General features: G+C 42.4%; 11 protein-coding genes. 10 read left to right on the forward strand and 1 reads right to left on the reverse strand.

All coding sequences use genetic code 11. From position 1 onward, the window contains the following. Positions 1–60: 60 nt before the first annotated feature. From smc to Q4574_RS09900, 4 genes are all read left to right on the forward strand, one after another. Positions 61–3,540, forward strand: coding sequence for a chromosome segregation protein SMC (gene smc / locus Q4574_RS09885; RefSeq protein ID WP_303473911.1), 3,480 nt, complete (start codon positions 61–63; stop codon positions 3,538–3,540). 20 nt (positions 3,541–3,560) lie between these two features. Continuing rightward, positions 3,561–5,042 carry a cell division protein ZipA gene (zipA, locus tag Q4574_RS09890; protein WP_303473912.1) on the forward strand — a complete coding sequence of 494 codons (1,482 nt, stop codon included), beginning with the start codon at positions 3,561–3,563 and terminating at the stop codon, positions 5,040–5,042. Positions 5,043–5,120: 78 nt separating this feature from the next. Further along, positions 5,121–7,154 (forward strand): NAD-dependent DNA ligase LigA, encoded by a 2,034-nt coding sequence (ligA, locus tag Q4574_RS09895; protein WP_303473913.1) that lies wholly within the window; start codon positions 5,121–5,123, stop codon positions 7,152–7,154. 310 nt (positions 7,155–7,464) lie between these two features. Continuing rightward, positions 7,465–7,887 carry a DUF1801 domain-containing protein gene (locus Q4574_RS09900; RefSeq protein WP_303473914.1) on the forward strand — a complete coding sequence of 141 codons (423 nt, stop codon included), beginning with the start codon at positions 7,465–7,467 and terminating at the stop codon, positions 7,885–7,887. A gap of 46 nt (positions 7,888–7,933) precedes the next feature. Here the strand turns inward: Q4574_RS09900 and Q4574_RS09905 are convergent, their stop codons facing one another. Next, a complete protein-coding gene (locus Q4574_RS09905) occupies positions 7,934–8,458 on the reverse strand; it encodes a DUF2062 domain-containing protein (protein ID WP_303473915.1) in 525 nt (174 codons plus the stop codon). Positions 8,459–8,496: 38 nt separating this feature from the next. Between Q4574_RS09905 and Q4574_RS09910 the strand changes: the two genes are divergently transcribed. The 6 genes from Q4574_RS09910 (at position 8,497) to Q4574_RS09935 (ending at position 15,355) form a co-directional block, all read left to right on the forward strand. Further along, positions 8,497–10,827, forward strand: a complete 2,331-nt coding sequence (locus Q4574_RS09910) for a DNA internalization-related competence protein ComEC/Rec2 (protein ID WP_303473916.1) — start codon at positions 8,497–8,499, stop codon at positions 10,825–10,827. Between the two features lie 145 nt (positions 10,828–10,972). Further along, on the forward strand, positions 10,973–12,724 hold the full coding sequence (gene msbA / locus Q4574_RS09915; RefSeq protein ID WP_303473917.1) for a lipid A export permease/ATP-binding protein MsbA: 1,752 nt from the start codon (positions 10,973–10,975) through the stop codon (positions 12,722–12,724). Then, complete coding sequence (gene lpxK, locus Q4574_RS09920) at positions 12,725–13,717, forward strand: tetraacyldisaccharide 4'-kinase (protein WP_303473918.1); 993 nt, start codon at positions 12,725–12,727, stop codon at positions 13,715–13,717. 5 nt (positions 13,718–13,722) lie between these two features. Next, entirely contained in the window at positions 13,723–13,923 is a 201-nt protein-coding gene (locus tag Q4574_RS09925) for a Trm112 family protein (protein WP_303473919.1), read from the forward strand. Positions 13,924–13,925: 2 nt separating this feature from the next. Beyond that, positions 13,926–14,693: a 3-deoxy-manno-octulosonate cytidylyltransferase gene (gene kdsB / locus Q4574_RS09930; protein ID WP_303473920.1), complete on the forward strand. Its 768-nt coding sequence runs from the start codon at positions 13,926–13,928 to the stop codon at positions 14,691–14,693. Beyond that, on the forward strand, positions 14,693–15,355 hold the full coding sequence (locus Q4574_RS09935) for an SDR family oxidoreductase (RefSeq protein ID WP_303473922.1): 663 nt from the start codon (positions 14,693–14,695) through the stop codon (positions 15,353–15,355). The genes kdsB and Q4574_RS09935 overlap by 1 nt, the downstream gene beginning before the upstream one ends. The last annotated feature ends 12 nt before the right edge of the window (positions 15,356–15,367 follow it).

Below are 15,367 nucleotides of genomic sequence, written 5' to 3' on the forward strand. Positions count from 1 at the left end.
TTACACCTGATGACATTTGATACATTCAATACAAACTATAATAAAGATCCTCTATCCCGAATGCGCTTAAAAAAAATCAGATTGGCTGGGTTCAAGTCTTTTGTTGATCCTACCAATATTCCGTTTCCAGATGATATGACAGCAATTGTTGGTCCCAACGGTTGTGGAAAGTCTAATGTCATCGATGCGGTGCGTTGGGTGTTAGGCGAAAGTTCTGCTAAGAATCTGCGTGGGGATGCAATGACTGATGTCATTTTCAATGGCTCCAATGCACGCAAGCCCGTGTCTCAATGTAGTGTTGAGTTAGTTTTTGACAATTCCTCTGGGCGAATACAAGGGGAGTTTGCAAACTACGCTGAGCTTTCCGTTAAGCGAGTGGTCACCCGCGAAGCCCAATCAACTTATTACTTAAACGCAACTAAGTGCCGTCGCCGGGATGTGACTGATTTGTTTCTTGGTACAGGATTGGGACCTAGAAGTTATGCGATCATTGAACAAGGCACTATATCTCGACTCATTGAGTCTAAGCCCCAAGAACTTCGAGTATTTATAGAAGAAGCGGCGGGAATATCTAAGTATAAAGAACGCCGTCGTGAAACAGAAAATCGTATCCGACATACCAAAGAAAATTTAGAACGGTTAGAAGATGTGCGTTCAGAATTGGGGCAGCAGATAGACAAGCTACAACGTCAAGCTAATGCAGCCAGAAAGTATAAAGACCTAAAAGCCAAAGAACGCAACCTAAAAGGGGAGCTCGCCGCGTTACGCTGGTTAAAACACAGTGAACATATAGCAGCACTGGAAAGTGAAATAGAACAACAGCAGAATGACGTTGAAGCCTTTGTGGCAAAACAACGAGGCGATGAGCGAGGTATAACCGTTTATCGGGAACAACAACAAAATTTTAAGCAACAATTAACAGATTTACAGAAGCAGAATTTCCAATTGGGCACTGATATTACCAAATTGGAGCAAAGTCGTTTGCATGCCAAGCAACGAGAAACACAAATTGAAAACGAACTGCAACAGCTCAATCAATCCATTGAAGAGTCTGAACTAGTCGCAGCAGAAGAGGCGGCTAAACTTGAAAGCCTTGAAGTTAAGCTCGCGGAGTCAGAACCTGAGTCCGAGGCAGTGCAAGCACAATTAGAACATGCACAAGAAACCTTACTAGAGCATCAAGAGGCATCGAGGTTGCTGAATAATGATTTTCATGACCATGAAAAGGCCTATCAAGGTTGTAAACAGCAAGTGCAAAGTTGCCATAGTCAAATTCAATCGACAATGAATATGCAGATGCGCACTGGGCAACGGCTGAGCGAATTAAAACAAGAGCAAGATGAATTAGAACAGGACGTGGTCGCCGAACAAATTGATAGTTTACATTTGCAAATTGCTCAAGGAAAAGAGCGCTTTGATGATGCCAAACAACAACTTGAACACAGTAAAGAGCGTTTACTCGACACACGAGAAAAAGAAAAAGTACAACAGAGCGAACTGTTTGACTTAAAAGGACAAGTGCAACAACTGGATGCGCAAATATCCGCTTTAAAAAGTTTGCAAAGTAGTTCTAGTGAACATCAAACCCTAGATCAACTGTTGCAGGCAAGAGGTGAAGATTACCAACCTTTATGGAAAGTACTGCAAGTTGAAGCAGGTTGGGAAAAAGCCGTTGAGGCGGTGACTACTGAATGGCAGCAAGGGTATTGGTTGAACCAAGGACGTCATCTTGAAGAGTATTTGAAATTGGAAGGTGGCAAGCTGATCTTTGCTGATCAGTTGAGTCAGATAAAACCCGAAGGTAGCTTAGCAAGTAAAATTATAAATGCAGAATTACCAGATTGGTTTGCTCAGATAATAGCGGTAGAAACTAACGAGCAAGCCATGGCATTGCAAGCAACTTTAAAACCTGGACAAAGTATCGTTACCCAAAAAGGACAACGTTTTGGCAAAGGCTGGTTGGATTTAGGAAAAATTCAAAAGCAAACGGGGTTAATTGAAAGAGCTGCAAAAATCACTGAATTAACTGGGGTTCGCCAGCAACTCGTCGATGAAAAGTTGACCGAGCTTGAAGCGGTATCTGCCCAATTAGCCGACACCACTGAGCAACTGGAAACTCAACTGGAAGAAAAGCAAACAGAGTTTTTTCAGGTTGAACAAGGCATGATTCAAAAACAGAATCAACTGAATTTGTTAGAAATGCAACAGCAACAAACAGTGGTAAGACAATCAAAACTGCAACAAGAACTTAGCCGCCAATTGCAACTTTTAGAAGATGAAAAAATGCAATCTGAGCAATTGGCAGAGCAAGTTCAAGACTTAGAATTGCAACTTGAAGAAATGTCAGTAAAACAACTCGAGTTCGAGCAACAAAGAGCTCAATTGCAGGACAGGGAACAGCAAGCACGTCATCAAGTTGAAACCCTGACTACTCAGTCCCATCAACTTGCCTTATTGTTACAACAGTTACAAAGCCAAATTCAGGGCGTTAGTGATGGGAATCAACGCACTCAACAGTTAATTGCAAATATGCTGACCCGCAAAAACCAGCTTTGTGACGAGCTTGCTGAGTTATCTCAGCCGGCGGATGAACAAGAGCAAAGGTTGGCCATCCTATTGGAACAAAGGGTTGAAGTTGAATTACAACAAACACAGGTTAGCGATAATTTAGCTGAAGTGGAAAATTTACTGTCTGAAGCGGAGAAAGGACAACAAGGAATTGTTGATAAAATTCAACAAATGCGAAGTCTTTTGGAAAGTAAAAAGCTCGAGTGTGAAGGTTATCGTGTCCGCGCTAACAGTACTTTAGAGCATTTGGAAGAGCTCAATCAAAACCTTAAAACGCTGTTGGAAAATATGCCAGAAGAAGCCGAAGAAAATAGCTGGCAACAACAATTGGAAAGCACTATTGCTGCAGTGTCTCGTCTTGGAGCGGTGAATTTAGCGGCAGTAGAAGAATATGAAATCCAATTCCAACGTAAAAAGCATCTGGATGACCAAAACGACGATTTGATGGCTGCACTGGAAACCTTAGAAAGTGCAATCCGAAAAATAGATCGCGAAACACGAACTCGCTTTAAAGAGACCTTTGAAAATGTGAATAATGGCTTAAAAGAACTGTTTCCCAAGGTGTTTGGAGGTGGCTCAGCTTATTTGGAACTAACTGGCGAAGATTTACTCGAAACAGGCGTAACCATAATGGCAAGACCGCCAGGAAAGAAAAATAGTACAATTCACCTTCTTTCTGGTGGAGAAAAAGCGTTAACCGCTTTATCATTGGTGTTTGCGATTTTTAGATTAAATCCAGCACCGTTTTGTCTTCTTGATGAAGTTGATGCTCCGTTGGATGATGCCAACGTTGGGCGCTTTTGTAAATTGGTGTCAGAAATGTCAAAAAGCGTACAATTTATTTATATCACCCACAATAAGATCGCGATGGAAATGGCTAAACATTTGACTGGTGTTACTATGGCGGAACCTGGCGTTTCACGTATGGTTGCAGTGGATGTTGAAGAAGCTGTGGCGATTGCACAAGCATAAAAATAGGGTATTAAGCTCATATGGAAGAATTACGACTAGCATTTTTAGTCATTGGTGGGGTAGCCATCATAGGCATTTTGGCACATGGCATGTGGAGTGTGCGTAAAAACGCACAAGAAAAAGGGCATGCGAATTTAGAAACTCAAGGTTGGGACGATGAGTACGATGAAGATATTGAAGACATCGATACTGATTCCGAACCGAGCGCAAGTTCAGACGTCATCGAGATGGGTGCTGCGGCTAAATCTAACGATAAAGTTGAGCCTAGTTTAGGTGGCGATAATTTCGATGAACTTGGCATAGGAGCGGTTCGAGTGGTGAGCCAAGCTTCCAATCAGCAAAATGCCGCGGATCCTGAAACGCCATTAAGCACAAAAAATGCGCAAGGTGAAACAAACGATATTCCTGAGACAAATTTGTCTGAAAATGCCGGTGATGTGATTAAACAAGATGTCACAGAACAAGCAGTAGATTCACAAGCAGTTAAACCTAAAATTTATTCGTCAGTTGTCACTCAGCCTAAGCCTGAATATGCTGCTCAACAAGTTCACGCCATGCGTTCTCGTATGAGTGCAATTGATAATGCTGATCCAAGTGATATTCCAGAACCTCCTCCGTTTTTACTAAGAACAAACGAGCTAGAGACTGGTAAAGCGCCTGGTGGACAACCAGCGATTGAATCAGGTGAGCAGCCTAATGTAACGGATTCAGTAATGGACTTTTCGGCGGTCGATGAAGTTGCTGCCAATCCTGACGTAACAGCAAAGCCTAAATCACCAGATTCGCCTAACATTAAACCTGACACTGAGCACAAGAGCGAGCCTAAAGTTGAGCCTGAGCCTAAAGCTGAAACACCTGTAGACAATAAAGTTAGCCTTGCAGATCAAGCTCGCAATTTTGTTAAACGCAGTAAAGCTGAGCCTAAGCCGCGGAAGCGCAAAGAACCGCAAATACGTGAAGATCAGATGAAAATCGATTTTGATGAACCCGAAGCAACTTCTGATGCATCCGCTACGCAAAAAAGCGCTCAAAGCCCATCAAGTGGCGCAAGCAGCGAAAATACAGAGCCACCAGAACAACAGGTTTTAGTGCTCAATGTGCGGGCAAATGACGATAATCCCATTCAAGGAGCCGCTTTACTACCTATGCTGCTAACCCTTGGATTTAAGTTTGGGGATCAAGATATTTTCCATCGTCACGTAAATAGCAATGGCAAAGGACCGGTATTATTTAGTTTGGCCAATATGTTCAAACCTGGTGTGTTTGATATCGATAACTTGGAGAACTTTACTACTTTGGGGGTGTCATTGTTTATGATGTTGCCCATTGAGGGAGATCCACATCAAGTCTTCAATATGATGCACAACGCCGCGCGCAAAATTGCTGACGAGTTTTCTGCTCAAGTACTCGATGGAAGACGCAGTGCTTTGACCAAACAAAGTCTGCAGCAGTATGTTGAAAAAATCAGAGAGTTTGAAAGAAAACGCATGATAGCGCGTTAAACTAGATTAAATGGGGCAGTGATTATGGCTGCCCCCCAATTATTCATTTCCCATCTATTCCGATTTGTAGGTAAATTCATGAGCCCATCTGCCGATTTGTTGCAGCAGTTAAACCATATTCGAACTCAAATTAACGAATATAATTATCAATACTATGTTCTCGATGATCCTTCGGTACCTGATGCTGAATACGATCGTTTAATGCGTGAACTCAATGCTATCGAAAAAACGCATCCGCAATTAATTACTGCCGATTCACCAAGTCAAAAAGTTGGGGGCGAAGCATTATCTTCCTTTACCCAAGTTGAACATGAAGTACCGATGTTGTCATTGGACAATGCGTTTAATGACCAAGAGTTGAGTGCGTTTGATAAACGCATTGTTGATAGGCTTAAACAAGATGTAATTTTGGAGTATAGCTGCGAGCCCAAATTAGATGGTTTGGCAGTGAGTATTTTATATGAGAACGGTATCTTAGTCAGTGCGGCCACCCGGGGGGATGGGCGCGTAGGAGAAAATATTACCAGCAACGTTAAAACTATTAAAAACGTGCCGTTAATGTTAAGGGGCAATGACTTTCCAGCTCGACTAGAAGTGCGCGGTGAAGTGTTCATGCCGAAAAAGGGCTTCGAACAACTTAATGAAAGACAACGCAGTGCAGATAAAAAAGTATTCGCTAATCCGCGTAATGCTGCTGCAGGAAGTTTACGACAACTAGACCCCAAAATTACAGCCAGTCGTCCGTTGTTATTTTATGCCTATTCAATGGGGTTAGTCGAAGGTGAAGTAGAGCCGATGGCGAACAAACACAGTGATCGCCTTGCCCAATTAGTTGCTTGGGGGTTACCGGTTTGTAACGAAATTGATGTGGCAGAAGGAGTGGAAGCCTGTCATCGGTATTTCGCCAAAATCGGTGAAATGCGGGATGGTTTAAGTTATGAGATTGACGGTGTTGTTTTTAAAGTGAACGACATAGCGTTGCAACAACAGCTAGGCTTTGTATCGCGAGCACCACGATGGGCTATTGCCCAAAAGTTTCCAGCTCAAGAGCAAATGACAAAACTCCTCGATGTTGAATTTCAGGTAGGACGCACCGGAGCTATAACCCCAGTTGCCCGTTTGGAACCGGTTTTTGTCGGAGGAGTAACCGTATCCAATGCGACACTGCACAATCAGGATGAAATTCAGCGCTTAGGTGTTAAAAAAGGCGATATGGTGATTATTCGCCGAGCCGGGGATGTCATTCCACAAGTCGTTTCTGTCGTCACTAAAATGCGGCCGGAGGATGCCACAGAAATCGTCTTCCCAAGCCGATGTCCTATCTGCGATTCAGCCATTGAAAAAATAGAAGGCGAAGCCGTCGCCAGATGTAGCGGCGGTTTATTCTGTGCTGCACAGCGTAAAGAAGCCATGAAGCACTTTGCCTCTCGCAAAGCTTTGGATGTAGATGGTTTAGGCGACAAGCTGATTGAACAATTAGTAGAACAGGATTTAGTTAAAAGTCCTGCAGATTTTTTCAAATTAGATCTAGCGCAACTTTCCAATATGGAACGCATGGGAGAAAAGTCGGCGGCAAATCTGGTGAATGCGCTATTAGATGCCAAACACACTACCTTTCCTAAATTTTTGTATTCGTTAGGTATTCGTGAAGTCGGAGAAGCAACAGCCGCGAACTTGGCGAATCATTATTGTAACTTAGAAGCGTTAAAAGCTGCGGATCAAGAGTCCTTGCAGGAAGTCAGTGATGTAGGCGTAATTGTAGCCGCCCATGTATTTCACTTTTTGCGTGAACCCCACAATATTCAAGTTATCGATGATTTACTGGAAGTGGGAATAACTTGGCCAGACATTATTCCTAAATCAGTGGATGAAATGCCTCTCAAAGATAAAACCTTTGTGTTGACTGGGACAATGGAGACGATGGGGCGCAGCGATGCCAAGGCAAAATTACAAGCTTTGGGGGCTAAAGTGTCGGGGAGTGTATCCGCTAAAACAGATTACCTTGTTGCCGGTGATAAAGCCGGATCTAAACTCACTAAAGCACAAGATTTAGGGGTGGCGGTGTTAACTGAACAGGATTTAATTGATTTACTTGACCAACATGCTGATTAATCTTGCTTAAGTGACAGTGACAGTGACATTGAGAGTGACATTCATTTGTTAAATGGATTACCTGAGACTGCGGTACAACGCAGTCTCAGAAAAAACGGTCTCAGAAAAAAACAGTCTCCGAAGGCAGCCTAGTGTTTATTCTAAGTTTGCATTGAAAGGGCATCTTTTGTTTACAGGAAGGTTGTTTGAATTGGCAGTTTGCAAGGGGGAGTTTGTCAGTGAGTCAATTGCTCGGTATGCTCTAAACATACATCGACTAAACACAGTGACAAAATGTCCGTTTGAATAAAGCGAATAAGGTAACTGTACTATGGCAAGTGAAAATAAAACCCAAGCAAATGATGTAGATGTTGTCTCATTCATTCATCGTATAGAGCCCACTCGACGCCGCGAGGATGCGTTAGTGTTGCTGGATATATTCAAACAAGTGACTGACCAGAATCCAACAATGTGGGGCAGCAGTATTATTGGTTTTGGCCGCTACACTTACACTTTAGCAAGTGGTAAACAAGAGCAGTTTTTACGCAGCGGATTTTCCCCCCGCAAACAAAATTTATCCATTTATGTTGGTGCATTTCTGTCTGAAAATAACAGCTTATTAGACAAACTCGGTAAGCACAAAACCAGTAAGGCTTGTTTGTATATAAATACCTTAGCAGATATTGATTTACAGATATTGAAACAAATCATCAGTAGTGATTTACACATTATGGATAAACGTTATCCGACATAAATATTATTGAGCAGCATTCACCTATTTAGTCGCTTCACGTCTGGCTTTATGGGTTTTTATGTTGCCGTAATTTTCGCTTATTCCAGGCTTTATTCACCGAGTATCGCCAAATGGCGTTAAGACCAAAGTAGCCAACAATACTGCACACAATCGAGCAGATACCACAGCCAACTAAGAACGCTGGCCCTATGGTTTCCATACTTTGTACCACCCAATCCCAACTCAATTGAAATTTAAAATGCCTCTCTGGCGTGCCCAGTACTTTAGTCCCTAATAGATAAGCAAGATAAAACATTGGGGGCATGGTGAACGGGTTAGTAATCCAAACCGTTGCCATTGAAAGGGGCAGGTTCACCCGTAAAGGTATGGCTGATGCGGCGGCTAACCACATTTGAAAGGGCACTGGCCACCATGCGAAAAACAACCCAATACCAAATGCACCTGAAGCGGATTTTCTGTTCAAATGCCACAAATTGGGGTCATGAAGTACAGTTCCGAACATTTTTAACGCTTTATGCTTCTTGATCGTTTGGTGATCTGGTAAAAAGCGTTTAATAATCTTTTTAGGCATAGTTAACCGAATTTCATACCACTGTTGAGGCAAAGGAATTGCTAAACACTATACAACGTAATAAACAACTTTGGCTTGTCAGTTTTGTGACAATCTCAATGTCCAGTATCTTGTGGACCCATCTCCCAAGTGTTTATTGGTTGCCAGTATTACTTCTCATTGCCTGGCTATTTACACGAAATCCCCAAGGAATTGGCTTTTCGAAAGCAATATTAATCTCTGGAGCGCTATTTGCAATCGTGTGGATGGCGAGTGTAGGCCATTGGCGGGTTAATTGGCAACTCCCAGAGCAAGATATTCGACAAATTAGGCAAGTTACAGGCTCAATCGAAACTATCATCAGTACAAAACAAACCGCCAGATTTAATTTAATAGTCGCAAGTATCAACGGCCAAACGCACTACGCAAAATCCCGCATCAGACTCACTTGGAAAGCGCCATCATGGTCACTTAAACAGGGGCAATTAGTCGCATTACAAATAAAAGTGAAGCCTATCCACGGGCTAGCCAATACAGGAGGCTTTTCCTATCAGAAGTGGTTGCTCTCTGAGAACATCGTTGCCACAGGTTACGTACTCAACAAAGGTGCTGAGTTAATTGATGATACTGTCAGCCGTCGACAGCAACTAATTGATAAATTTAGGCAAATTAATTTACAAAACAGTGGTTGGATTGCTGCCATAACCTTTGGTGACCGAACCGGGTTGCAGCCAACAGATTGGCAAATGATCCAGGCAACAGGAGTGGCGCATTTAGTCGCCATTTCAGGATTGCATTTAGGTGTTGTGGCGTCTCTTTGTTATGGGCTGTTCAATATCGCTTTGGGTTTACTCGGTCGTTTTATCCAGTTCCCCCAGCGTTTGAATTATCAACACTTAACGGTAGTCGCCACATTGATGTTGACATTTTGCTATGCCTATTTAGCCGGATTTTCATTGCCGACCTTGCGCGCTTGGGTAATGTTATGCGCATGGGCAGTGCTGCTTATATCTGCTCGATTTATGACCTTTGGCTGGTTTATATTGAGCAATATTTTTATCTTTATTTTGATTTCCCCTATGAGCTTATTAAGCGCCAGTTTTTGGCTGAGTTTTGGGGCAATTACTTTTATTGGATTAGTCGCTTGGTTGTGGCCGGTTAATCCACATAACCCTAAGTCACAAACTTTGCTGGCCCGTGTTAAGGGCTCCGCGAAAGTGGTATTGCGATTGCAACTGATACTCTGCTTTTTAATGATGCCCATAGTGGCGGTTTACTTTTCCATGGTGTCGGTTATTTCGCCCTTGGTAAACTTACTTGCAGTGCCTTTGGTTACGTTAATCATTGTACCAATGTGTTTAATTGGCTGTTTACTGCTCTTGTGTAATGACTATTTGGCCGCATTACTATTTTCCTGGGTTGACTGGATTTTAGATTTTAGCCTTATAGGTTTAGCGCGCTTTTCCGAATTAAGTTGGTCCCGTATTGAACTCCCTGGCATTCCACAGGTTGTGTGGGCATGGCTGTTCTTGGTGATCATAATGTTATGTATGCCAATTAAGCGTTCCTTTAAACTGCTTAGTTTAATCGCAGTGGTACCACTACTGAGTTACTTTTTCGCTGCCACAACTCATACTTGGAAGGTACATATATTGGACGTGGGGCAGGGACTTTCCGTATTAATTGAACAAGACGAAGGAGCGCTTTTGTACGACACCGGGGCCGCTTACCCAAGTGGCTTTAATATGGCTGATGCCGCGGTGTTACCGGTATTAAAAAATAACAATATAAGCAAACTCGATTGGGTCTTTGTCAGTCATTTTGACAATGATCACGGGGGCAGTTTAGCGCAACTACTTGCAGGGGTTGACGTCTCTGGTTTTATATCCAATCAAGATAGGTGCAACAGTAACTTATCAATGCAATGGCTCCATCTAACGATTACCGGGCTTTGGCCAGAAGCTGGTACGGTCGGAGAAGGGAATGACTATTCTTGCGTTTTGCTAATATCTGATGGGCATCAGGGCATTTTGTTGCCCGGAGACATAAGTAAACAAGTTGAGTACAAACTGGTAGAAAAGTATCAAAAGTTGTTGAATGTGGATATTTTAGTTGCTGCCCACCATGGTAGCGATACATCGTCAGTCATGTCGTTTATTCAAGCAACTTCTCCCCAGTATGCTATTTTCAGTCAAGGTTATTTAAATCGTTGGGATTTTCCTAAGCAACAGGTAGTGAATCGGTATGTAAAACACAATATTGAGCTGATATCTACGGCGCAATCTGGGCAAATTAGCTTGACGTTATCCTTCGAAGGAGAACCCATTAAAGTTACGCGTTTTCGAGACGCCCCACGTCAACGCTGGTTTAATCGATACTTATGGCATTAATCGGTGTTTTTGTATTAAAAATGCTCAATTTGGCTAGGGATAAAGCGAATTTAGACAAACAATCGCGTAATCGTAATATCAATTTTTATTAGATTGGAATTACAGCTATAATCAACAAGTTATCTAACGTAAAAGTTGCACATAAATGAATTCAACGCTTCCAACACAATCTCTGTTTAAACGTTTTCTAGTCTATTTGAAGGAATTCAAATTGGCGTTTTTGATGGCGATTATTGGCATGCTCGGATATGCCGCCATCGATTCTTGGATATTCTCACAGCTCCAGCCCATTATTGACAATAGTTTAGGCAAACAGAATTTTGAAACTTTGCGAATTGCCGCCTTTTTTGTCGTGCCCATTTTTATCGCTCGCGGCTTATTTAATTTTATGGGAACTTATACGTTGGCCTGGATAGGCAGCAAAATTGTGATGAAAATGCGCCAACAATTATTTGAAAAGTATATGTACTTGCCTGTTTCTTTCCATGATGATAACGCCTCTGGCGGACTCATATCAAAGGTCATTTACGATACCGAACAAGTGTCAGGGGCCGGCAGTAAAGCCTTACTGACCTTGATACGTGAAGGTGCTTTTGTCATCGGTTTACTCGCGGTTATGTTTTATTACTCATGGCAGCTGTCCTTAGTATTTATTTTGATTGGGCCCGTGGTTGCTGTCATAGTGTCTGTGGTGAGTAAACGCTTCCGTCAGGTTAGTAAAACCATTCAACAAACTATGGGGAATTTAACCTCATCAGTAGAGCAGGTTATCAAAGGCCATAAAGTGGTGTTAATGTTTGGTGGCCAGAAGCAAGAAAAAGCAAACTTTAATGAGCGCAATAATCATAATCGTCAACAAAATATGAAATTAGTTGTTGCTCGTGTTTTGAGTGTTTCATCCATTCAAATATTGGCCTCTATCGCCCTTGCAGTGGTGTTATATATTTCTAGCCTACCGAGTATGGTTGAAGATCTAACCCCCGGTATTTTTACCACGGTTGTGGTATGTATGACGATGCTGTTAAAGCCTTTAAAACAACTGACGACGGTAAACAGTGAATTCCAAAAAGGAATGGCAGCCTGTGCCAGTATCTTTGAGGTTCTTGATCAAGACATTGAAGTTGACTCAGGGAAAAAACAAATAAGTCGATTAGATGGCAAGATTGAATTTGATAATGTGACTTTTAGTTATCCAGGCACACCCACAGAGGCGTTAAGTCATATCTCTTTTAAAGTTGAAGTGGGTCAAACCTTTGCCTTAGTCGGGCGATCTGGAAGTGGTAAATCTACTATTTCAAGTTTATTAACTCGATTCTACAATATTCAGCAAGGGCAAATTCGTTTAGACGATATTCCCATTGAAGACATCAAACTCACTGATTTACGTAAACAGTTTGCATTGGTCTCTCAACACGTCACCCTGTTTAACGACACCATTTTTAATAATATCGCTTATGCAACTGCTAATGTTGATCCTTCGCGGGTACTGGAAGCCGCAAAGATCGCCCATGTTCAGGAGTTTGTCGATCAATTACCCGATGGCTACGACACTATGGTAGGCGAGAACGGGTTAAAATTATCTGGAGGGCAACGTCAACGTATTGCCATAGCTCGGGCAATTTTGCTCGATGCGCCTATTCTTATTTTAGATGAGGCAACCTCTGCTCTAGACACTGAGTCTGAACGTTTAATTCAAGACGCGTTAGACAAGTTACAACAAGATAGAACCAGTATCGTGGTGGCCCATCGTTTATCGACGATTGAAAATGCAGACCAAATAATGGTAATCGAACAAGGTAAAATTATCGAGCAAGGTGATCACAATACGTTGTTGCAACAACAAGGGGCGTATTCGCAGCTGCACAGTATGCAATTTAGTGAAGGGAATAAGCACTAAGTGAGCTTTATTGAAAGAGTATGGTTTAATCCTGCGCCTCAACATCGGTTGATTAAGTGGCTTCTTTTTCCTCTGACTTGCCTATTTTGGTTGTTGTCGGGCATGCGTCGTAGGGGCTACCAAATCGGTTGTTTTAAAACCCATAAAGTCCCAGTGCCAGTGATTGTAGTGGGAAACATTTCCGTGGGTGGAAATGGTAAAACACCCATGGTGGTTTTCTTAGCTGATTGGTTAACTCAACAAGGTTACACACCCGGTATCTTGAGCCGTGGCTATGGTGGTAAAGCCACTTACTACCCGGCCAGTGTTGACTTGCAAAGCGACGTTAACCTTGTTGGCGATGAACCTCTATTGTTAAAACAAAGAGCCAACTGCCCCGTGGTCATAGATCCTAAGCGTCCAAGGGGGGCTCAATACTTGGTGGATAAACATCATTGCGATGTGGTGATTTGTGACGATGGTTTGCAGCATTATGCATTGCATCGTGACATTGAAATTGTGGTAATTGATGGTGTTAGAAAACATGGAAATGGCTGGCTGCTGCCCATGGGCCCCCTCAGAGAAACCCAAAAAAGGTTGCAAACTGTCGATTTCGTGATCAACAACAGTGGTACACCAATATCTCCCGAAATCCCCATGGATATAATCTCAGGTGACTTTATTAACCTAAAAGATGCTAGTCTACATAAACCTGTTAACGGTTTTAGCGAGGCTGTGACCGCCATTGCGGCAATAGGAAACCCGCAACGCTTTTATCATTTATTAGACGATTTGCAGGTGCCGGTTAAACAACATCTTTCGTTTATCGACCATTACCAATTTACACCATCAGATTTTCCCGACGGAAATATAGTGATGACTGAAAAAGATGCGGTAAAATGTCGTCATATGGCAAAAGATAATTGGTGGTATCTACCTATTTTTGCAAAACTGCCAGAAAGCTTTACTCTACAATTAAAACAAAAATTAGACTCCATTAAAAAGGATACATAAAACAAATGGCATTTGATAAAAAACTACTGGAAATACTGGCCTGCCCAGTTTGTAAAGGTAAGCTACAATATCAGGCTAAAGATTCAGAATTAATATGTCGTTTTGACCGGTTAGCCTTTTCGATAAAAGATAATATTCCGGTCATGCTAGAAAATGAGGCACGTGAATTAACATCCACGGATATTGAAAATTTGGATCAACGCTAACAATGAAATTTACCGTAATTATTCCTGCACGTTATGCTTCTACCCGTTTTCCAGGTAAACCATTGGTTGAAATTAATGGTAAACCTATGGTCCAACATGTTTATGAAAGAGCATTGGAAGCAGGGGCGACGCGCGTCATAGTAGCAACAGATGATGCTCGCATCGCGAAGACAGTGACGGACTTTGGTGGCAATTATTGTATGACGGCCGCCCATCACGAATCAGGCACTGAAAGGTTGGCCGAAGTGGTTGATGTTGAGGGGCTTTTAGCCCATGAATTAGTGGTCAATGTGCAAGGGGATGAACCTTTTATCCCTGCAGCGAATATTCGTCAGGTGGCAGAAAACCTATTTCAATATAAAGATGCTGAGATGGCCACATTGGGCGTCAAAATTACCGATGTTGAAGATGCCTTTAACCCTAATGTGGTTAAAGTGGTTACCGATAAAATGGGTTATGCATTGTACTTTTCTCGTGCTGCTATACCTTATGATCGGTCTCGCTTTATGGATGCAGATAGCATTGATGAAATTGGCGATTTTTATCTTCGCCATATCGGTATCTATGCCTATCGAGCTGGCTTCATCAAACAGTATGTGAACATGGCACCGTCGGGGCTTGAACATGTGGAGTCTTTAGAGCAACTTCGGGTGTTGTGGCATGGCGAAAAAATTCACGTAGATGAAGCACAGAAAGCGCCACCAACAGGCATTGATACGCCTGAAGACTTAGAAAAACTCATTCAAACCTTAAAAAATGGAGAGGGATAATGCCAAATGCAGTGATAACGGGTGCTAATCGCGGTATTGGATTAGAGCTTACAAAGCAACTTTTAGCTCAGGGCTGGGACGTGTATGCATTGTGCCGCAATAGTTCAGACGAGTTAGATAAAAGTGGCGCTAAGGTTGTGACAAAAGTCGACGTAGGCAACCCAGATACGTTACCAAATGCATTAGCTAAATTAAAGGATTTGAAAATAGACTTGCTGATTAATAACGCGGGTGTTTTAGGTCGTGATTCTATAAAAGAATGGGATCCTCATACCATTGAACATCAGTTTAGAGTCAATGCGTTGGGGCCTCTTCTCGTCACACAAATTTTACTCGAGCAGCTTAGAAAAGGCGCTAAAGTAGCGCATATTACCAGTCGGATGGGGTCTTTAGCTGATAATAGCTCTGGTGGCTATTACGGATACCGTATGTCTAAAGCTGCTCTAAATGCTGTTGGCGTGTCCATGGCCAATGATCTTAAAGAGCGTGGAATTGCAGTCGCACTGTTACACCCAGGGTATGTACAAACTGAAATGGTGAGTTACGGAGGCGATATTTCTGCACAAGATGCGGCAGGGCGATTATTAACTCGTATTGAAGAGTTGAATTTAGATAATACCGGTAGTTTTTGGCATTCAAATGGTGAAATTTTACCTTGGTAAACCACGCCATGC

It is taken from the genome of Aliiglaciecola sp. 3_MG-2023, from assembly GCF_030548205.1.
In the GTDB taxonomy this organism is placed as follows: Bacteria; Pseudomonadota; Gammaproteobacteria; order Enterobacterales; family Alteromonadaceae; genus Aliiglaciecola.

Excerpts from the sequence above, each read along its gene's own strand:
- Q4574_RS09905 (WP_303473915.1), bottom strand. The coding sequence starts at position 8,458 with ATGCCTAAAAAGATTATTAAACGCTTTTTACCAGATCACCAAACGATC.
- smc (WP_303473911.1), top strand. The coding sequence starts at position 61 with ATGCGCTTAAAAAAAATCAGATTGGCTGGGTTCAAGTCTTTTGTTGAT.
- Q4574_RS09900 (WP_303473914.1), top strand. The coding sequence starts at position 7,465 with ATGGCAAGTGAAAATAAAACCCAAGCAAATGATGTAGATGTTGTCTCA.
- zipA (WP_303473912.1), top strand. The coding sequence starts at position 3,561 with ATGGAAGAATTACGACTAGCATTTTTAGTCATTGGTGGGGTAGCCATC.
- Q4574_RS09935 (WP_303473922.1), top strand. The coding sequence starts at position 14,693 with ATGCCAAATGCAGTGATAACGGGTGCTAATCGCGGTATTGGATTAGAG.
- Q4574_RS09925 (WP_303473919.1), top strand. The coding sequence starts at position 13,723 with ATGGCATTTGATAAAAAACTACTGGAAATACTGGCCTGCCCAGTTTGT.
- ligA (WP_303473913.1), top strand. The coding sequence starts at position 5,121 with ATGAGCCCATCTGCCGATTTGTTGCAGCAGTTAAACCATATTCGAACT.
- kdsB (WP_303473920.1), top strand. The coding sequence starts at position 13,926 with ATGAAATTTACCGTAATTATTCCTGCACGTTATGCTTCTACCCGTTTT.
- msbA (WP_303473917.1), top strand. The coding sequence starts at position 10,973 with ATGAATTCAACGCTTCCAACACAATCTCTGTTTAAACGTTTTCTAGTC.